Genomic DNA, 18285 nt, shown 5'->3' on the forward strand with positions numbered 1-18285 from the left:
GGTTACCTCCGGGCCGGGGCGACGCGGGTACGGATGTGCTCGGGTGGCTCGCCGAGGGAGGCCACTGCTTCGGAGAGGCAGCGCCACAGCGCCCATGCCTCGTCGGGGGTCAGGTACATGCGGCGCCGGCCGCCGCCGACGGCGAGATAGACCGGGTACGGGTCGGGCCGGGCGGGATCGACGCGCACCGACACGGCCGTACTGGTGGCACCGCCGGTGCCGGGGGCACCGCCGGTGCCGGGGGCACCGCCGGTGCCGGGGGCACGCAGCCGGTAGAAGGTCGGGGCGGTCACCGCGGCTCACCCCCCTCGGTGTCGCGGTCGAGGAAGTTCAGCAGCGAGTCGGGCAGCAGTGGTCCGCGACGCTGCCGGGGCAGAGGCGGCCGGGCCGGTTCGGTGGCGGTTTCCCGGCCGACCTGGGCGAGGATGTCCGCCGCGTCGGCCGGCGCCGGGTACTCGGCGGCCAGCTCCCGGATGTGGTCGTCGGAGATGTAGGAGAAGCGGACCCGGGCCGGCTCCGGGGTGCCGTCGAGGATGACGTAGCCGACGCCCCTGGCCCAGCGGGGCATCTGGTCGGCGAGGGCACCCCGGTTGCGCGCACCGTCGCCCAACACCAGGTCAACCTGAGCGGCCTCGGTCAGGCCGAGCGCGATCCGGGTCGGAAACAGGTCCCGGAACGGCAGCACCTCCTTGCGGGGGTCCTGCAACGCGGCCACCACCAGGACGCCGACGCCGGCCCCCTGCGACAGCAGCAGCCCGAGCGAGCCAGCGATGCGCTTGCGCAGGTCGACGTCCTGGAGGTATGCGGTCAGTGCCGCCATCTCGTCGATGACGACCACGACCAGCGGGTCATCCAGGGTCGGGGTGTGGACCCGCACCGCGCCGGCAAGGCGAGTCTGCCGTTCCCGCATCACTGTCACGGCCTCGTCGAGCAGGTCGGCCATGGCCTCGAACGACTTGCAGGCAAACCGGGCGAACAGCGGTCGACCCATGGCGAACTCCATGCCGCCCTTGGGGTCGATGACCCAGAGCCGGACCAGCCCGGAGGAGATCCCTCCAGCGAGCACGCGGACCAGCGACCACAGCACCGAGCCCTTCCCGGAGCGGGTGGCGCCGCCGATCAGCACGTGGGTGGCGAGCAGGTGCAGGCACCAGTGCCGCAGGTCTTCCCGTCGAGCCAGCGGCAGCGCGGTGAAGTCGGGCACCGACGGGACGTCGAACGGGTCGACCAGAGTGCGCAGCGCATCGGTGCGGACCACCACCAGGTAAACCACCGACGGGCGGTCCCGGAACCGCAGCCGGTCCACCGCGCCCAGGACCAGCGCCCAGTAGCCCGACCGGGCTGGGGGGTCGTCGGGGCGCTCGGAGTAGACCCGGGCGTGCCGCCGGCCAAAGGCGTACGCCAGGTTTGCCGTCGCCTTCTGGAACTCCTCCGGCGTTTGGCCGCGAACCATGCGGATGGTCAGCACGTCGAGCGCCTGATCCGAGCGGACCCGCAGCAGCTCCGGCAGGACCGTGCGGTGGTCGTACACCTTGGCCAGGCCGCAGAGCGTCATTGCCTCTCGCCAGGCCCGCCGGTAGACGAAGAGTTGACGGAACCGGCCGAGGATCGGGCTGGCGCACCAGGTCCACCAGGACGACTCGTGCCGCCACCGCCACAGGGCAGACATGGCAGCGGCCAGGACCGCGGGCACGATCACGCCGGTACGGCCGAACTCGCGGTAGAGGGTCACTCCGGTCACGACCAGGCCGACGGCGACCGGGTGGCGAAGACACCACCACAGGCCCCGCCACATCCACCGCAGCACCAGGCCGAGCGCGATCAGCCAGACCGGCAGCTCCAGCCGGCGCGGGCGGATCACCATCAGGTCCCCGGCGGTTGTCATCACGACCTCGCCACGCGGCCGGCGCATCATCGCGCACCAGCCAGGACGAGCCGCCGCAGGACGGCAGGCTTACGCTTGGACATGTCACTACCTCTCTCGACAGAGCAGGGGAAAGAGACAGAGGGCGGGGCTGCCGTCCGCCAAGACCTGACAGCCCCGCCCCCACCAGATGCGGCTACTGCGCCGCCTTCGCAGCCACGCCCGCCGGGGCACGCATCCCGGTCGCCCGCAGCGAATACGCCATCCGACCGTTGTTGCCCACGTACGGCGTGACGGTCATGCCGTCGAACTCCACCGGCTCGAACAGGTCACCCGTCGGCGGCACCGGCTGGTAGTCCGCCGAGATCTTCACCGTCGTCTCCCGGGACCGCTTCCCCAGCTCCGGGTCCAGGTCCATCACCCGGACCTGCCACACCCGCTGGCCGGTCAACTTGTCCTTCGCCGGGCTACGCCGGCCGGTCTTCTCGTCGTAGTCCTCGACCTCGCCCAGGGACTCGGGCACCAACGCGCACCCCGCCGGGAACACGTCCTCACACCGCACCGCGAACCTCGTGCCGCCTCGCAGAGCCATCGCTCAACCTCCAACTTGTTAACTTGTCTGCCAAGTTGCGTCCAAGGTAGACGGCACTTGGCAGACAAGTCAACAACCGCAGCCGGGGGACCTGATCAGCCCGAGGGCCGTGGTACCGCACAGCGAGGTGCTGGCCGACCACAGCCAGCAACCAGGCGCAGCAGCCCAGAGGCATCGACCCGCGCGATGCGCTGCCACCTCGGCGCTAACGAGGCGGCCCGCAGCCGAGCCCGACAGTCCGTTAAATCCTAATTGCAAGTCCCGAAAACTGCGTCGAGCCCACGCACTTAATAGGGAAAGCGCGGGATTTCAAAATCAATTGGACTACAAGCCCCTGGAATGAATCCGCCGGCACCCCCCTATTCCAGGGCCCCCGCCAGCCCTCTGGCGCCTCCTGGGCGGGCTTGTGCCGCCGTTGTCACCAACCCTTTTCCGGGGCTACGCTTTACGTATCAACGGACGCACGTCCGAGCTTCCCGAAGATCCAATCAAAGGAGATCTGTAATCACTATGCCCAATTCACTAAGCACTTGGGACGCATTCCTGATGACCATTCTTTGCTTCGCCCTCGACCTCATGGTCAGCCTTCCAACAGGCGGCCTGGCAGCCTTAACGATAGTCATCATCATTAGGATTCGCTTCAAGGTTGTCTTGCGCGCAAGAATTGGCGGCTGCATGGCAGCTCGTGGTAGCAACCAGGCATGACGCGAGCGCAACCTACTCACGATCATAACCATAAGTAGGCTGGGAGCCTCTGGATGGGGGTATAAGCACCTTATGGCATCCCACCCAGAGCTTCCCGCAGTTGACGAGAGACATTCAAGGCCGGACGGGCTAGACAACAAGACGGTCGAGGCATTAGGCGAACTGAGCAAAGCGCTGGAGACAGTCCACCGCGTGCGAGGTCACCTGTACTCGGCGCACCAGCTCGTCGGCGGGGCGGATCTCACCCTTGACCGGGTGGTGAAGCTGCTCCGCGAGGCCGGGCACGACGAGACGGCCGACCGTGTCGAGCACGAGCTGTTGGGGCGGAACGTGCTACCCGGCCGCTGGACCTTCCAGATCGTGGAGGAGTTCGACGACGGCTACTACGCCGCGTTCCAGGAGATCGAGCGGGACGCGCGGGAAAAGCTGGCCGGCGGTCGGCGGCACATCTTCGAGGCGGAGATGAAGGAACGGCGGCGTACCCACGGAATGCCGGGGCACGAAGCTACGCCGTAGCGCCGCCGCCGAAACCGTTCGGGATCATCGAGGCCAGGGCGTTGGCTCGGGCCTCGATAATCCTCATTCGGGCCCGGTACTCGGCCGGTTCCCGGTGTGCCGCCTGGCTGGTGACCTGGCCGGGCCACTTGCGGTAGAGCAGGCCGTACTCCCGGGTGAAGTAGCCCGCTGTGACCGCGTTGGCGGCGAGCAGGAGGCCGGTGTCCTCGGAGGCGGGCAGCGCCATCCAACCGCCGAGGGCGAAGACGAGATCTCGCCGCAGGCACAGGGTCGCCGGGTGCACCGATGCTCGGTAGTCGTTGGCCTTCCAGAACGTCAGGACCGAACCGCGGTCGATAACGCCGCCAGCCGGGTCCTTGTCCCATCCGGCGGTCGAACCGTCGGGCAGCAGGTCGAGTACCCGCGAGGTGGTCCAGCCGATCTGCGGGTGCGCGTCGAACGCGGCGATGTCCCGGGCGAGCGCGCCGGGGGTCAACTGGTCGTCGGCGTCCAGCACCTTGATGAGTTGCCCGGAGACTCGGGAGAGGGCGAGGGTACGGGCGACACCGGGCCCGCCGGGACGGCCGGTGCCGAGACTGATACGGGGATCATCGGGCAACGCGTCGACCAGGGCGCCGGTCTGCCCGTCCTCTTGGACGAGCCATTCCCAGTCCCAGCCGTCAGGCATCTCTTGCTTGGCCAACGACTCGTAGGCGCCAGCCAGGTATTCGATGCTGGGCGCGTGGACCGGGGTGATGACCGAGACGAGCTGCGTCAAGTTTTCCATCGCTGGAGTTTGTGGGAGTAGACAAGCTCGGTGCGGTCGCCCGGCATCACCACATCCGCAACCTCGACGACGCGACCCGTGGTGTCGATCGAGGTCTTCCGCACGGTGAGCACGGAGACGCCCGGGTCGATGTCCAACAACTCGGCCTCATCCGGCGACGGCGGGCGGGCGCGGATCTCGTCGTCGATCCGGTCCAACTCGATGCCGAGCGTGTAGAGCTGGTGCTGTGTGCCGCCCGGCCACGGCTCCTTGCCCGCGTCGAGCAGGTCCGGGTTCGCGGCCACCAGGTCGTAGGGCAGGTAGGAGTACGACACGGTCAGCGGGGCGTTCTCGTGCCGGGAGGACGTCCAGTAGACCCGGCGCAGTAGCGAAGTACCCGGCTCGACCTGCAAGGCCGCCGACATCTCCGTATCCGCCTCCACCCGCGAATACTCGGCGTGGAACTTCAGATCGTCGACGGTCAGGCCGGTGTCGTGCTCGGTGGCGCCGGTCTTCAGTCGCTCGTCCTCGTCGAGCAGGACGCGATCCTTCTCCCACTGGTACCGCTCGGTGTTGCGACGGCGTACCCGCTGGCGGGGTGCCCGCACGTAGGTGCCGCGCCCCTGCTCCGCGCGGACGAGGCCCCATTCCCGGAGCTGCCGGATGGCGTTGCGGACGCTCGTGCGCGACAGGCCCGAGGTCTCGGCCAACTCGGTCTCGCTCGGCATCAGCGTGCCGGGAGCCAGCTCACCGCCCATGATCTTCGCCCGCAACTCCTCCGCGAGTTGCAGGTAGCGAGGGCGCCAGTCCCGGCCATGCACACCGGTCACCGTACCCCCTAGACGTTCCAACGTCTGCCAGGTGGTCCCGCCGGCAGGCCGCTCCGGCAACGGGGGCACCACGACCGCCGGTCGCGTTTGTCGCCCAGGGCGTGACCCGGGGGTACGAGGTACAGCCACGCCCGGACGTCTGTTGGTGTTCACCGCGTCTCCCCCGCCTGCTCGCCCCCGTCAGCCGTGGTCAGCATCTCCAGGCGGGCGTGCGTAAGCTCGTCAATGAGCCGGTCCACCTGCGCGGCGGACAGAAGCGCGGTCTGCGTCGCGCCGTAACGGGTCACGTCGAGCTTCACGGCCAGGTCCCGGCGGGCGAACCGGTCCACGAGCAGTTGAACGGAGACCCACCCGCTGCGTTCCCGTCCGATCGTGGCGAGGAGCCCTCGGTGCATCGGATCGTTCGGTCCGCAGCCCCGACACCACACCGGGCAAACGACCGTAGCGGTCGACGACGGCGGTCGGTTCTCCGTCAATGGGACGCCTTCAATCATGGTCGACCCTCGACTCTCCGAGTACCTGCTTCACCAGGTCACTAAGTTGCTCGGCCAGTTCGATCGCCTGTAGCAACGACAACTCGGCCCAAGCGATCCCGCTACGACACGTCACGTGAACACCGACCAGGGCACCATCCAAAGCCTCAGCACCGATGAGGTAAGTGACGACCAGGCCGGCCGCACGGCCGTCGCCAACTCGCTGCATCGAGCCGCGATGACGGCGGGCCATATGCGCCATCACCGGCGGCACCAGATAGCCGCAGCGGTCCGGGTCGCACCAGTCCGGGTGGCTCGTGACCTTAGATGGCTTGTTCGTACGGCTCACTGCGGCCACCGTCCGCCGTTGCCTCGGTGGAGCTGCGCCCGCGTCGTCTGCGGCGCAAACCGGAGCACGGGCAACACACGGGTGACCCCGGTGGGCCACGACGGCGAAATCGTCGCAAAAGCCGCGTGTGAACGCGGCGGCTCATTGCTGCTCGCACTCAAGGCAGATGGTCGTCTCCAAAGCCGCCAGGACGAGAACCAGCGGCTCCGGCGATCCGAGCCAGACATCGCACCTCCACAGGTAGACGGGGACCGGTGGCCAGCCACGGGGAATGCGGCCAGCCACCGGCCCGGATGAAGGCACGGCGCACCGTCCGACGCCGGACGGGTCGGGTATCGCCGAACCAACTTGTACGCGCGGCTACCGCAACCGGTCCGACAGGACGCCGCGCATCAGGTGCGACCAGGGCCGGCGCGTGACCACCCCTGACACGAGCCGTCACCCCAGCGCACACCAGGAAACGTATCTACAAGTGGACGAGTTGTCTAGATGTCGAAACGGGTCACTTGGTTGGCAGTTGGTAAGACAAGTGCCAGGTACGGTGAGCAGGTGCCCACCCCGCACTACGGACAGCCTCGCTATCGCGCCATCGCGGATGAACTAAGGGAACGCATCGAGAGCGGCGCCATCCCGCCCGGCTCCCTCTTGCCGACCGAGACCACCCTCACCGCCGAATTCCGGGCGGCCCGCGGCACAGTCCGCCAGGCCATAGCAGCCTTGCGGGCCGACGGCTACGTCACTACCGAACACGGTCGCGGCACCTTTGCAAGTCTCCGTCTACCGGCGGGCAGAGAAACCACAACCCATCTACTCACGACCACACAACGGGAAGTCGCCGCAGACCCGGAGCTTGCAGCCCTCTTCGCCGTAGCAGTGGGGACACCCCTGGTCGAACAACAGAGCATCGATCGATCACGTGGAACCGTCAAAGCAGTCGTCAGAACTTACAGATTGCTTCGGCCGAGCCAGTAGCCTCTGTTTGCAGCATCGATACATCCTCAAGGCGGCCCGCAACGGGCCGCACGCGCCGCCGCCAGGGCGCACGGCCTGCACTCCGCTGTCGCTCCGCTCCGGCCACGCAAGACGCCCGGCGGCTGGCGCGGACAGCGGGGAGCCCGGAGGACCGCCGCAGAACGACAGGAGCGTTGACCGGCGGTGTGGTGGGCCGGCAACCGGCCGGGCCGCGCGGCCACGAGCCCGCACGGCGTAAAGGAGCGCACGCCGGCCGCGTCGGCGAGCTGACGGCTGTCGCGGGGTTGCGGTTAGGGCGCCTCCGGCGGGGGCGCTCCGGCTCCAGGATGGCCGGGGCTGCGCCGCGGGTCGCGGTCCGTGGGTGGTTGCGGTAGGCCATCCCGCCTGCCATCGACCGGGGCGAGCCGAGCAGACCACCCCCCGGCCCGCCAGCGTCCGTACATGCGTCAAGGTCCGCTTGACATGCCGTGCCAGGCGGCGGCCCGCTCCCCAAGGGGCGGGTCGACGGCAAACGGGATGGCAGGAGCTGTGCTACTTCCTTGCGAGAGCCCTCGCTCGCTCAATGTGCTTAGCGATTGCGGCGGAGCCATTCCTGATATCGTCAGCGGCGCTCGTGTAATCAACTCGCGCGTGAGCAACCCTATTTCGAAGGTTCAGAACGCCGGTCAGCGACTCGCGCTCGGAGTCGCTGAGTCTCGCTAGCTGAGCATATTGCTTGAACACAACACCAATGGGAATATCCTGCTCTGCGTACCCTGCATTCTCCCCTACAGCAGTCCGAATCTCAGCCTCAAGTTCTCCCCAAAGCGTGAGGAAGTCGGCTGCCCTGATCCTATCCTGAGTTACATGGGCAATGTTCTCTGCCTCATTCGTCGCCTGCTTTGCGCGGAAGGAGACGAAACCGGCCACGAGCGCTGACGCTGTTGCCACCATTATGCCGATGGTGCCACCGATTTGGTCAGCGCGGTCGAGCGGTACATCACCATCCCAGCCACCTGAAAGGAGGATGGCAATCAGTGCAGAAGTGGACGTCGCTAGGGCGGCAATAACAACAGCGAAGGCCCGAAAGCGCCTCCGTGTAGCTTCTTTGCGATCCAATGCGGCAGCTGAAATTAGGCCGAGCTCCATCAGGGCTGCACGTACGTCTGAAGTGGAAATTCGGTTTGACCCTTCTTTCACCGCTCGACTGGCGGCCAGGGATAGGGCCTCTGAGCGCAACTCCATCAGGGTGTTGGCCAGGAGCTCCTTCCCGTCCTCCGAAAGTTGGAGATTAGGGATTCCGCGATCATTTGCTGTCATGTCTGCGACCCCTTGTTGAAGAATGCAAGCGCCAGAGCGCCGCAGACTACGAATCCGATCGCTCCCCACGGTTCGGTCAAGTTGTTGGTAAAGAACCCGCCTACGAAGGTTGCCGCAAGGCTGCCGAGCATCCAGTTTCGACGGTCAGTCGCCTTGCCCGACTGGGCGTAGCCGATGCGCTGCAGGGTTTCCGCGTCGCGGATCATCCCTGGCGTGATCATCGGAGCCGCGAGCCCGGGGTTGGCGGCGGCCTCAAGGCGGCTTGCCTCGTTGAGGAGCACACGACCCTGTTTGGCGAGAGCTTCGGCGAGGGCATGGTGGGTGGCACCATGAAGCTCAGACGCGCCAGGTACGACCACATGCAAGGCGTCGTCCCGTCTACCCGGGCTGGAGCCTGCGCTTCCTGCACTCGGTTGAGGAAGACCCTTCCTGGTCCTACTCCCTAGAGCTTTGTTGCCAGTGCTGCCATCCCTCGGTGCGACTTCATCAGTCACTGCGGGGCCTCCCGGACGCATGACTACCGTAGCCCTCGGGCGCTGGAGGGCGAGCGGTCATAGGATGACGCACCATATGACGGTAGGCGGAACACCTCCGGGGTGTCGCCGTAGAGGATACAGCACAGGCGCCACGAAGAGCAGGGTCAACGTCCACACACGAAAGAAGAGCGGCGCAGGGCAGGCAGCCCCGTCGCCGGGGCGACCCGCTCAGAAGAGGCCGACCGCCCCGGTGTGGGTGATCCGCGAGGATCCAACAACGCGGCGCGCCTCCGGCCCGATGCTTACGCTTCGCTCCGCCGCCAGCATGCGTACAGCGTTCAGGGTTTGGCCTGGACGGAAGATGGTGTCGAGAAGCGTGAACCGGCGCAGCTCGTCCAGGGTTGCGTTCTGCCCCGGAAGGTTCGCGAGATGCTCCAAGAGGAGGCGACGAAGGGGCCCGAGTTGCGGCGTTGGCTGTATGGGGAGAGTTTCCTGATTAGGGTCTCTAGGGTCGCGGTAACCAATTCCCTGATATGGATCTGCGCGCCAAATCGCATCCTTCATTTTTTCAACACCCTTCTCTGAGTTGGTTCCATAGACCAGGTAGAGAAGGTTCTTGCGTTCGTCCGCCAGTTCGAAATCGAGTATGTATTGGTAACCCGCTTCGTTAAGTACACGCCGGTACTGCGACTTGATATATTGGGCCTTCTCGTCCTTGGGCTGGGCTTGCACGTCTCGCCACACGACCGGACCAAATACCCTGTCTCCGTAGTGGCGAGGGTCGGAAGCGAACCTCCAGAACTGGCTTGGCTGCATCGTCACGATTACTTCAGCAGCCCTGCTGTTGGCGGTTCTCGCTAGGATTTCGAAGTCGACCGCTGAGCCCCACGTGTCGAGAACCAAGAGGAGCGGCTTGTTCCACACCCGATGCTTGTCGAGGAGGGGAAGCAGGTGGTCTCGACAGTTGCCCTTTTGCGGGTCAACCACCAATCCTCGCGCTGCTAGCTCGCCCCGATCGAGTGTCCCGAGTTCGCGTACAAGGGTGGTCCGAAGGTGGTCGACACGGGCCTGATCCTCTTCTAAGAGCAGAAAACGACCCTCTCGGCCTGGTCGTGGCGGAGCGATACATCCGAGGGCCGACCTCAGAGCAATGATCGGGGAGCCAGGGGATCCATCCTTGTATTCGCCTGGTCCCGAAAACCCCTCAGCGTAGGTGACACCCTTAGAGCTGTACAAAGATTGAAGCAGGATGGGGAACCACGCGTTGAGGTAACTGCGGTACACGAGGTGCTTTGCGGCTGTGTGTGGGTCTTTGTCCCACAGCACGTCGTCAGGCGTCGGCAAGGTTCCCCCTGTCTACGGTCCGCAGTTGTTCGGACACCGTATGACATGAAGCCTTTATGGGCTACCCCCGGGCTACCGGGCGGCTGACATGGCGGGGAGGTCCGGCATCTCGTCCCAGGTCTCGCCATCTAGGTCTCGGCCGCCCGCCTTTGGCGTCCTACCGCCCCACTGCTTGAAGAAGAAGGCGACATCGTCCTCTTGGCACTGGTCGCGGAGGTCGCGGACCCATGCAGGGTCTACGGGCCGGGCGCCCACCCCTGACTCACCTCCAGCGATGAGCCAAGAGATGCCGCTCAGGTCGAGGGGAGTCATGGGGCCGAGAAGGGGCTCAGCGGAGATGAACCGGACTGCCGCCGGCACAGTCCTCAGATCATCGATCCGGCCGACCTCGGAGGAGTCCTCAACGCTGACACCCATCCAGACGTTGCTGGGCCAGGTAAGCCGCGGAGCGAGCTTCGCTAGCCGAGAAGCCCGCTTAGTAAGTACCTGGTAGGTGTGCTGAGGGGTTGCCGCCATGACGTCAAAGACTTGCTCGACGAAGTCGAAGGGCACCCTGGCATGGAACAGGTCGCTCATTGAGTTGACGAACACGATCCGGGGCTCTCGCCACCGCAGGGGGAGCGTTAACTCGGCCTGGTGGGTGGCTACGCCGAAGCCGGGACCAGAGGTTCGGGGGTCGCCATCCGTCTGGTACTTAGGCGACCCCATGGCCTTCAGACGCTTCGCAAGCGTCAGGGCGTAGCAGTGATCGCAGCCGCGCGAGACGCGATCACAGCCGGTCGTCGGGTTCCATGTGGCTTCGGTCCACTCGATGGAGCTCTTGTCTGCCATTGCCACACTCCCCGGCTGGTTGAGCCGATTCTGTCGAACAAGCGTACGGATTGAAAGGTCTGAGGGCGATCTTTCTTGACGGCCGAGCGCGCGATCCGGACGTCCGTACCCAGCTCAACCAACTCGTAAGAGGAAGCATCAGACGCGGCCAGGCCGTCGGAGGTGGATCGAGAGTGACCAACGGCGACCACTGTTGACGACGTCTGCCCAGGTGACAAGGCGTGGCCGGGTCAATGACCAGGCCAGCTGCAACCGGCTTACCTGTAGTTCGTGAACTGGGGCGCTTGGAGCTAGCCGTGCTGGACCCAGAATTGCCAGCCCTCGGGCGCGGAGGGCCACGAGGGGTCCGGACGCCAGCCCTCCGGCGGCACCCAGCCGGGCGGGGGTGGAGGCCACGTTGGTGGGGTGACGAACCGCCACTGGGGCGCAAGCGCGGCCGGCTGTGCCGGTGTGGGCACGGCTTCGGCCGCTGGCTTGTCTCCATTTGCCGTGGGAGGCGACTCCAGCCAGGCGTTCGAGAGCTCGCTTGCCTTACACGTGTTGACGGCGACGTCGGCCTTGACTTTGTTGCCCTTGAGCACTGCTCGTGCGGCCACGACCAGCCCCATGCTTCCAAGGTGCGCCAGGACTGGCAGCGTTTCGGTAGACATCGCGGGGCTCAGTGTCCCTGCCGCCTCGCCGTTGATCCTGACTTCGACGAGGGTGCGCGTGGAGCGGGCTCGCTGGACTACAACCTCGTGAAGGGTGACGTAGACCCATGACTCGCCCGCCGGGCTCACGAGGGAGGCCAGGTGAGTCATGTGTTTTTCCTCGCCTGTGACCTGGACGAACCGGCCCGTGGGGAGAACGGCGTGCAGCTCTGGCGGGGGCATGTTCGTGGGCACGATCATGTGGGGCTCGGCGAGGTCGATTCTGACCGAGCACACGAACCTACTGCGGCGAGGGTTGTCCCAGTCCGGCCGCTCCATGCCCCACACGTCGGCTTGAACTTGAGGAGTCCACCCCTGATTGATCAACTGCGTGAGGACCGGTGCGTACCGCGCTGCATCCTCCTTAGGGAGGTAACCGACGCAGTTGCCAGAGCAGACGACCTTGACAGCGTTGGGGTCGTACTTGTTGGTGGGCTCGGGGATGAGGTGGGCCGCTGCGGTGATCTCGGTGCCGTCTGGATCGAAGGACCGCCCGAAGAGCCCACGGATCTCCTTGCTGTAGTTGGATTCCCCTGCTACCTCTTGCCCACGCCACCCGCGCTGGCCCCACAAGTCAAACGGTCTGATCACCGTGGCACGCTATCGCGGATGCTCTCCGCAATCGTCATCCGTTTGGCCCAGCCGTTCGTCGAACAGGTTGCGGCGGGGGATCGATGAGGCCTGGCGGCGAGCGTGGCAGCCTCCAGCGAGATCACGGCGTTGGCAGCCCAGGGCCAAGCATCGGAGCGCCCCTGGCGGTGGGGGCACAGCAGGGGGCACAGGACACCGTCAAACGTCGTCAACGATGGCAGCCGCAGATTGCGCGCGAGCAGGTGTCTAGCGCCGTCCCTGCTGGTGAGCCGATCGCGCCTCTTAGTTGCGCTTCAACGTCTAGGCGCCAGGAGGCAGTCGACGCGTAACGGCACTATGTCAGACGTCCCTCTACCATGGCCCTATGGCGCGATGCACAGCACCGTCTCAAGGCCACCGCACCGCGAGTGGGGTGGCGAACTGCCCAGCGTGCGGGGGTAGGGGACAGTCCCCCTCGTCCTACGGGTCTTACACGTCCTACTCGTCTCGGCCGTCCTACGGCGGCAGGGACGGAGGGTCGAGCTACGGCAGCTCTTCCGGCGGCAGCGGCGGAGGCTCGCGTCGGACTAGGACCGGCAGATCGGTGTCGTATACCCCGACGGAGTGGCGCGCGGTCGAGCCTTTCACCCAGAAGGCCAGCGAGCAGGCTCAGGCGCACCCCGAACGCCGCGACCTCTTCCTCTGCCACGCATGGGACGACCGAGAGGGCAGCGCGAAGGAGCTGTACGGCCATCTTAAGTCGAATGGCGCCTCGGTGTGGTTCAGCGAAGAAGACCTACCCCTTGGTTCGCTCATGATCCGCGAAATCGACAAAGGCCTACGGAACTCTCGCGTCGGGATCGTGTTGGTCACGCCTGCGCTGCTCAAGAGCATCGAGGCTGAAGGCGTGGCCGAGAAGGAGCTCGCCGTACTGCTCTCCACTCGTCGCGTCATCCCCGTCCTGCACGGGGTCAGCTTCAACGATCTCAACAACGTCAGCCCGATGCTGGCCTCGCACGCTGGGCTGAGCACCAAAGAATCGTCGCTGGACAACGTCGCAGCCAAGGTCGCTGCCGCCGCCGCCGCGCTCGCGGCCTGAGTCCGAGGCGATTCGCCTGGCGTGACCATCGGCGCCGGCGGAAAGGCTGTCGACAGCAACCACCCCGGACAGCAGCACGCTGAGGCGCGCCGGCATGGACGAGGCTCCGAGCGTGCAGCCGTTCCCGGACGTGTACGGACGGGGCGCACAGAGCTTGTGAGCGAGGCGTCGTTCGGCGACGCCCGCCGCTTGGCGGGCGGGGAAGATGGCGGCAACTAGTCACAAGGAAGGTTCTTCTACCGGGAGCTCATACAGGTAGCGCGTAGGACGCAATGCCGCGGAGTCGGGTGACCAGTTTTCCCAGATGCGGGTGTGGCCACCGGTTGTCTCGTATGAGCCGTCGGTCTGGGAGATCCAGGCGATTTTGTCAACGACGACCAGATCCGCGTGGGGGTTGCCCCGAGCGTGCGTAACTTCGTTGACCGTGAGTTCGACGTTGGCTGCGGGCTGGGCGCTTCCCTTGACTTCGACGTGCCGGTCGGGCCCTAGGCCACGTACGAGAAGGTCATAGGGCTTGCCGAGTTCGATGATCTCGGTTGCGCCAAGGCTGCGGTAATGGTCCTTGGCTACTTCGACGGCGTGACGTTCGATCGCGGCCCGCAGCTTCGGGTCTTGCTGTCGCCGCGACGCGATCTGGCGGGGGACCTTGTGGCTAGGCCGGCCCGGCTTGGCTGTGCTGGTTTGGGAGAAGGTCGCGGCAAGTTGCGGGATGGCCTGCACCAGGGCGGCCGGGAACTTCACAAGGTAGGCCTGGGCTGCCCGAATCTCGTCGGGCCTATAGAAGATGAATGGGAAGTAGGGTCTGCCCACCTCGGATTGCAGGTGATTCCGCACCCGTCTGATGCGCGGAGCTTGGCGGCTGAGCATAAACCTGGTTACCGGACGGGGAAATTCCGTGAAGCCGCCGCAGGGCATGACCCAACTGGGCATCGTCCTAGCGACGCCTCGGGCGCGGCCGCTGGTTCCGCGCGCTTGCCAGGTTATTTCCCCCTCGGCGAGAGGACCGACGACTTCCGACCAGCCCACTAGAGCTGGCTCACCAGCCCAGTTGTCATGCCAGTGGAACACGATGTCGCCAGGCTGCGTCTCAGAGACGAGCGAATACGACCAGTACTCCTTGCCGCTGTCCTTCACCTGCGGGGTCGTTAGGTCCTGGCCTAGGACTTCACGATCGGTGATCTCCATCCAGAACCGCTCGTGAGGCCGGCCGGCCCACCAGGCGTTCAACCTCACCGCCGCCTCCATGCCTCGTGGCATAGCTCGACCTGCCGCCACCAGAAGTCGTAACGTGCGGAGTGTGACGCGCCGACGTCAAGCCCCAGACTCTTGGCGGCCCTGTAGAAGCCAAGACCAGGCATATAGGTCCCCTTGTACACAGCCAGCGCCGACAGCAGCGGCAGTCCCGAAGCATGGCAATCCGCCGAAATCTCACCCAACATCTCGTGGAACGCGTGAGAGTCAGGACCGGCGAGCTCCGAAATCCCGGTGACGATGTCGCTGTATACCAGCCACGAGCCGTTCCCGGCCGCCTCCTCCAGGAGGCCGCGTATCTTCCCGCGAACTCTCTCCCAATCGGCCTCGTCAACCTCCCAGCGTCTACCCATGATCGTGATGCTATGCCCGATTGTGTCCGCTGTGGAGTCAGCTGAACCGCCTGCCTCGCGCCAGTTAAAAGCCGGGCATGCCCCGAGCTGGTGGATATTGCAGGCGTCTGCTGGACTCTATGACGTGTTGGAGTGGGTGACGGTAGCGGTGGGCATCCTAGGCCTTGTCGTCGGCAACGTGCTTAACCGCAGCATGGAGTTTCGCAAGTGGCGACGAGTGGAACGGCATCGGGCCTGTACCCAGCTCCTCGACGCCAGCGAAGCGACCTTGGGTGCGGCTGCGTTTCAGCACGCCGCAGCCATCGCTGTTCCGAAGGCCCTAGACGACCCCTTCGACCAATTTGCTAAGGCTCTAAGCACCCGCCCTAAAAGCATCGTCTTGCGCCCTTTGGCATGGCTCGCTTCGCGAGCTCTGATCCGTGCGATGAACCCAGACGTCAGAGGTCAGGATCTGAACGAGACTCTCACGGGCGTCCTCGACTCTGTGGCCGCGCGGGTGAAACCACCGGTGGTGGACCTCGTGTCAGAGCGGCTCGGGGCCGGCGAGTCGGGACGTCTGACCCAACTCCGCGAAGCAGCGCACCGACTCAGCTTGTCAGTGGAGTCGATGGAGTTGATCTGTCCAAGTCCCGTCGTTGAGACGGGCAGGAGCCTGGCCGATGCGGCCTTATCCCTATTCGACAGTGATGGCGAGGGCGTGCCGCCCTGGGACGAACGGCTAGCCACCTACAAGAAGAAGCGGACCTTGTTCGTCCGCGCCGCCCGTAGGGACATAGTGCGGGGGCGACACGGCCGGCGGCGGTGGCAGCGGAAGCTCAAGCAGCCAACCGAGCAGGAGCAGCCAACCCGACGAATCAGGACGGACGGAAGCAGCAGAGAGGCAGCAAACGTGTGACCTGCGGCCGACACGTAGCGACAGCAGGCAGGGTCGTAGCCGAGCTAAGAGGCACGGGACGACAACCGATTGCAACAGACGTTGCGCCGCAGCCGCGTTCGGGACGAAGTCTCCTCTCGTCGCGGATAGCCGAGCCGGAGTGGCCCGGCCGACTGCGAGAACAGAAGGCCGGCACCCCACGAGGCTGAGATGAGCCAATCTCGGTCTAGAGGCCGCGACAGTACCGCCACCTGCCATAGCTGGCGGTCCTCCGCCAACCATCACCGCCGCTGGTTGCGGGCCAGCAGTAGTAGGACCAGACCGGTCACTGTCAGGACCGACCCAGCACAAACTCCGCTGAGTCCTACCGCCACGTTCCCGTCCTGCCAGGAAGAAACCGGGTACGCCGTCTCGGAGAGGTAGTAGACGGCGAGCCACAGGATGCCTCCGGCGCAGGGACCAACGAGGCCAAGCGCCATCAGGACAATCCCCGCTACGGTCAGCGGCGTCGCGCGTGGCCGTTGCGCAGTGGGCCGGTCGTCGGTCGCAGCCTCGACTCCCGTCCCCGCCGCGACGATCCTGCGGATGCCGTCGGCTGAGATGCCAAAACGTTGCTCAATATGCCCGACATCTTCCCCGGCCGCGTAGGCGGCGATGACCTCTTCGTCACGATCCACAGACATGAGAGCGGATCGTAGTGGTAATTCATCATCCAGCACGGCCAGCAACAGCCCCGCGTACGGGTCCGTGCCGGAGGGGTTCAGGGTTCGAGTCCCTGGCGGCAGCAGACGTGCGGCGCCCCGGGGCCGGAGCCGAATGGCTTCATTGCCGATTTCTTCTGTTTTGGATCAAGGCGCCGCGCTCCGCGCGGCGCGGGGCGGCAACCCGGCCGGCGGCAAGCCGCCCCGGCCGCCTCCGGCACCGGGGCGGAGAGCCACCGACCGCCGCCGGACCGCCGCCCCGAGTCTGCTGATTGGGCCAGCGGCACGATCACGGCCAGGCGGTACGGAAGCCGAACCGGTCGGCCTCGTCGGCGGTCAGGGCTTCCGACTGCCGCGCCAGTCCAACCCCGGGACTGGCTTGCCCCCGGTCTCTCGCGCAGCCGGTGACACCTCACCGCGGACCCCTCAGCCGATCGCTACATGCACGGACTCCGCCAGGCCGGCCCAGGCCACCAACCGCAGCGTCCGCAGCCCCAGAACAGCCCTCAGCGGGCAAGATCGACCTGCCCACCATCTGCCCACAACCAGTCGTCAACGGCTGGACTCAGCCGGACTCGGCTAGATCAACGACAACGGCCCCCGATCAGCATTCCTGCTGGTCAGGGGCCGTGTCTGCACCTGGTGGCGGGTAGAGGATTCGAACCTCTGTAGCTTTCGCGACGGATTTACAGTCCGCTCCCATTGGCCGCTCGGGCAACCCGCCAGGGCACCCCACCGCGTCGTAACGCGGCGGCGGAAGCAAGGATAGCGGCTCGCCCCGGGACCGACGCAACCGGGTACGGTCAGAGGGTCGTGCCGCTGGTCGGCGGCCGACGGCACGCCCAGACCGCCGGACAGCAGGAGCAGAAGCATGCCAGCGAACCCGTCATTCGACATCGTGAGCAAGGTCGACCGCCAGGAGGTCGACAACGCCCTTCGCCAGGCGGAGAAGGAGCTCGCGACGCGGTTCGACTTCCGCGGCACGGGCGCGGAGATCTCCTGGTCGGGCGAGGAGGCGATCGGCCTCCAGGCGGAGACCGAGGAGCGCGTCCGGGCCGCGCTGGACGTGTTCAAGGAGAAGCTGGTCAAGCGGAACATCTCGCTGAAGTCGCTGGACGCCGGTGAGGCACGCCCGTCCGGCAAGGTGTTCAAGATCGACTGCAAGGTGATCCAGGGCATCGAGACGGACAAGGCCAAGGCGATCAGCAAGAAGATCCGCGAGGAGGGCCCCAAGGGCGTTCAGGCGCAGATCCAGGGCGACCAGCTGCGCGTCACCGGCAAGAAGCGGGACGACCTCCAGGCGGTCATCTCGCTGCTCAAGGGCGAGGACTTCGGCGTGGCCCTCCAGTTCACCAACTACCGCTAGTGCCGTGACCACGAATGTTCACGGTGTTGGGGTCAGGCTGCTCGGGTGGCGGGTTGGCCCCAGCGTCGTTGGCGTTCGCTGCGGATGCGGGCGCGTTCGCGGCGTTGGGCGGCCAGGACGTCGGGGTGGCGGGCGTTGGCGTTGCGCCAGCGTAGGTAGGCCTGCAGGCGACGGGTCAGGACGGTGTGGTTCGGGTGGTTCGATCCGGCGATGACGAAGGTGCGTAGCGGCCCGAATTGGGCCTCGATCGGGTTGGCCCAGGAGGCGTAGGTCGGGGTGAAGCAGAGTTCAACCTTGTTCCGGGCCGCCCACCTGCGGATCTTGGCGCCCTTGTGGGCGGACAGGTTGTCCAGGATGACGTAGATCGGGGCCCCGTCCGGGCGGGC

At 66.0% G+C, this 18285-nt stretch carries 21 protein-coding genes and 1 tRNA gene; 5 read left to right on the forward strand and 17 right to left on the reverse strand.

Annotated features, from left to right (window positions below; genetic code table 11):
• Window positions 1–2 precede the first annotated feature (2 nt).
• The 3 genes from ACFYPH_RS30325 to ACFYPH_RS30335 all read right to left on the reverse strand — a co-directional run bounded on the left by ACFYPH_RS30325 (window position 3) and on the right by ACFYPH_RS30335 (window position 2456).
• On the reverse strand, window positions 3–293 hold the full coding sequence (locus tag ACFYPH_RS30325) for a hypothetical protein (protein WP_387186495.1): 291 nt from the start codon (window positions 291–293) through the stop codon (window positions 3–5).
• Window positions 290–1885 (reverse strand): FtsK/SpoIIIE domain-containing protein, encoded by a 1596-nt coding sequence (locus tag ACFYPH_RS30330; RefSeq protein WP_387186497.1) that lies wholly within the window; start codon window positions 1883–1885, stop codon window positions 290–292. Before ACFYPH_RS30330 ends, ACFYPH_RS30325 begins: the two co-directional genes overlap by 4 nt.
• A 175-nt stretch (window positions 1886–2060) precedes the next feature.
• Window positions 2061–2456 carry a transcriptional regulator gene (locus ACFYPH_RS30335; RefSeq protein WP_387186499.1) on the reverse strand — a complete coding sequence of 132 codons (396 nt, stop codon included), beginning with the start codon at window positions 2454–2456 and terminating at the stop codon, window positions 2061–2063.
• Window positions 2457–3233: 777 nt separating this feature from the next.
• Between ACFYPH_RS30335 and ACFYPH_RS30340 the strand changes: the two genes are divergently transcribed.
• Window positions 3234–3677 (forward strand): hypothetical protein, encoded by a 444-nt coding sequence (locus ACFYPH_RS30340; RefSeq protein WP_387186501.1) that lies wholly within the window; start codon window positions 3234–3236, stop codon window positions 3675–3677.
• On the opposite strand, the gene ACFYPH_RS30345 is transcribed toward ACFYPH_RS30340, so the two are convergent.
• The 4 genes from ACFYPH_RS30345 to ACFYPH_RS30360 form a co-directional block, all read right to left on the reverse strand.
• Window positions 3667–4443, reverse strand: a complete 777-nt coding sequence (locus ACFYPH_RS30345) for a glycosyltransferase family 2 protein (protein ID WP_387186503.1) — start codon at window positions 4441–4443, stop codon at window positions 3667–3669. The genes ACFYPH_RS30340 and ACFYPH_RS30345 overlap by 11 nt on opposite strands.
• Window positions 4431–5252: a GntR family transcriptional regulator gene (locus ACFYPH_RS30350; protein ID WP_387186505.1), complete on the reverse strand. Its 822-nt coding sequence runs from the start codon at window positions 5250–5252 to the stop codon at window positions 4431–4433. The genes ACFYPH_RS30345 and ACFYPH_RS30350 overlap by 13 nt, the downstream gene beginning before the upstream one ends.
• A gap of 149 nt (window positions 5253–5401) precedes the next feature.
• On the reverse strand, window positions 5402–5647 hold the full coding sequence (locus ACFYPH_RS30355) for a precorrin-4 C11-methyltransferase (protein WP_387186507.1): 246 nt from the start codon (window positions 5645–5647) through the stop codon (window positions 5402–5404).
• A 91-nt stretch (window positions 5648–5738) separates the two neighbouring features.
• Complete coding sequence (locus tag ACFYPH_RS30360; RefSeq protein WP_387186509.1) at window positions 5739–6074, reverse strand: hypothetical protein; 336 nt, start codon at window positions 6072–6074, stop codon at window positions 5739–5741.
• 489 nt (window positions 6075–6563) lie between these two features.
• Here ACFYPH_RS30360 and ACFYPH_RS30365 point away from each other — a divergent pair, with 489 nt between their 5' ends.
• A complete protein-coding gene (locus ACFYPH_RS30365) occupies window positions 6564–7046 on the forward strand; it encodes a GntR family transcriptional regulator (RefSeq protein WP_387186511.1) in 483 nt (160 codons plus the stop codon).
• Between the two features lie 531 nt (window positions 7047–7577).
• Here the strand turns inward: ACFYPH_RS30365 and ACFYPH_RS30370 are convergent.
• The 5 genes from ACFYPH_RS30370 to ACFYPH_RS30390 all read right to left on the reverse strand — a co-directional run bounded on the left by ACFYPH_RS30370 (window position 7578) and on the right by ACFYPH_RS30390 (window position 12276).
• On the reverse strand, window positions 7578–8345 hold the full coding sequence (locus ACFYPH_RS30370; protein ID WP_387186513.1) for a hypothetical protein: 768 nt from the start codon (window positions 8343–8345) through the stop codon (window positions 7578–7580).
• Entirely contained in the window at window positions 8342–8626 is a 285-nt protein-coding gene (locus tag ACFYPH_RS30375) for a hypothetical protein (RefSeq protein ID WP_387186515.1), read from the reverse strand. Before ACFYPH_RS30375 ends, ACFYPH_RS30370 begins: the two co-directional genes overlap by 4 nt.
• A 423-nt stretch (window positions 8627–9049) precedes the next feature.
• Window positions 9050–10147 carry a three-Cys-motif partner protein TcmP gene (gene tcmP, locus ACFYPH_RS30380; RefSeq protein WP_387186532.1) on the reverse strand — a complete coding sequence of 366 codons (1098 nt, stop codon included), beginning with the start codon at window positions 10145–10147 and terminating at the stop codon, window positions 9050–9052.
• A 90-nt stretch (window positions 10148–10237) separates the two neighbouring features.
• Window positions 10238–10996 (reverse strand): DUF5131 family protein, encoded by a 759-nt coding sequence (locus ACFYPH_RS30385; protein WP_387186516.1) that lies wholly within the window; start codon window positions 10994–10996, stop codon window positions 10238–10240.
• 290 nt (window positions 10997–11286) lie between these two features.
• Window positions 11287–12276 carry an HIRAN domain-containing protein gene (locus tag ACFYPH_RS30390; protein WP_387186518.1) on the reverse strand — a complete coding sequence of 330 codons (990 nt, stop codon included), beginning with the start codon at window positions 12274–12276 and terminating at the stop codon, window positions 11287–11289.
• A gap of 583 nt (window positions 12277–12859) precedes the next feature.
• On the opposite strand from ACFYPH_RS30390, the gene ACFYPH_RS30395 reads away from it, so the two are divergent.
• Complete coding sequence (locus ACFYPH_RS30395; RefSeq protein WP_387186520.1) at window positions 12860–13354, forward strand: toll/interleukin-1 receptor domain-containing protein; 495 nt, start codon at window positions 12860–12862, stop codon at window positions 13352–13354.
• A gap of 219 nt (window positions 13355–13573) precedes the next feature.
• Here ACFYPH_RS30395 and ACFYPH_RS30400 read toward each other — a convergent pair whose 3' ends face one another.
• Both ACFYPH_RS30400 and ACFYPH_RS30405 read right to left on the reverse strand, forming a co-directional pair.
• Complete coding sequence (locus ACFYPH_RS30400) at window positions 13574–14599, reverse strand: protein NO VEIN domain-containing protein (protein WP_387186522.1); 1026 nt, start codon at window positions 14597–14599, stop codon at window positions 13574–13576.
• The gene (locus tag ACFYPH_RS30405; RefSeq protein ID WP_387186524.1) at window positions 14584–14958 is read right to left on the reverse strand and encodes a hypothetical protein; all 375 of its coding nucleotides are present in this window, start codon (window positions 14956–14958) and stop codon (window positions 14584–14586) included. Before ACFYPH_RS30405 ends, ACFYPH_RS30400 begins: the two co-directional genes overlap by 16 nt.
• A gap of 424 nt (window positions 14959–15382) precedes the next feature.
• Between ACFYPH_RS30405 and ACFYPH_RS30410 the strand changes: the two genes are divergently transcribed.
• On the forward strand, window positions 15383–15853 hold the full coding sequence (locus ACFYPH_RS30410; RefSeq protein ID WP_387186526.1) for a hypothetical protein: 471 nt from the start codon (window positions 15383–15385) through the stop codon (window positions 15851–15853).
• Between the two features lie 260 nt (window positions 15854–16113).
• On the opposite strand, the gene ACFYPH_RS30415 is transcribed toward ACFYPH_RS30410, so the two are convergent.
• Window positions 16114–16515 carry a cell division protein CrgA gene (locus tag ACFYPH_RS30415; RefSeq protein WP_387186528.1) on the reverse strand — a complete coding sequence of 134 codons (402 nt, stop codon included), beginning with the start codon at window positions 16513–16515 and terminating at the stop codon, window positions 16114–16116.
• Window positions 16516–17173: 658 nt separating this feature from the next.
• A tRNA-Tyr gene (locus ACFYPH_RS30420) sits at window positions 17174–17257 on the reverse strand.
• 147 nt (window positions 17258–17404) lie between these two features.
• Between ACFYPH_RS30420 and ACFYPH_RS30425 the strand changes: the two genes are divergently transcribed.
• Window positions 17405–17899, forward strand: coding sequence for a YajQ family cyclic di-GMP-binding protein (locus ACFYPH_RS30425; protein WP_354854339.1), 495 nt, complete (start codon window positions 17405–17407; stop codon window positions 17897–17899).
• 32 nt (window positions 17900–17931) lie between these two features.
• Here the strand turns inward: ACFYPH_RS30425 and ACFYPH_RS30430 are convergent.
• Window positions 17932–18285 (reverse strand): transposase (locus ACFYPH_RS30430; protein WP_387186530.1); only part of this gene is annotated, 354 nt, incomplete at its 5' end.

It is taken from the genome of Micromonospora sp. NPDC005252, assembly GCF_042872475.1.
GTDB lineage: Bacteria > Actinomycetota > Actinomycetes > Mycobacteriales > Micromonosporaceae > Micromonospora.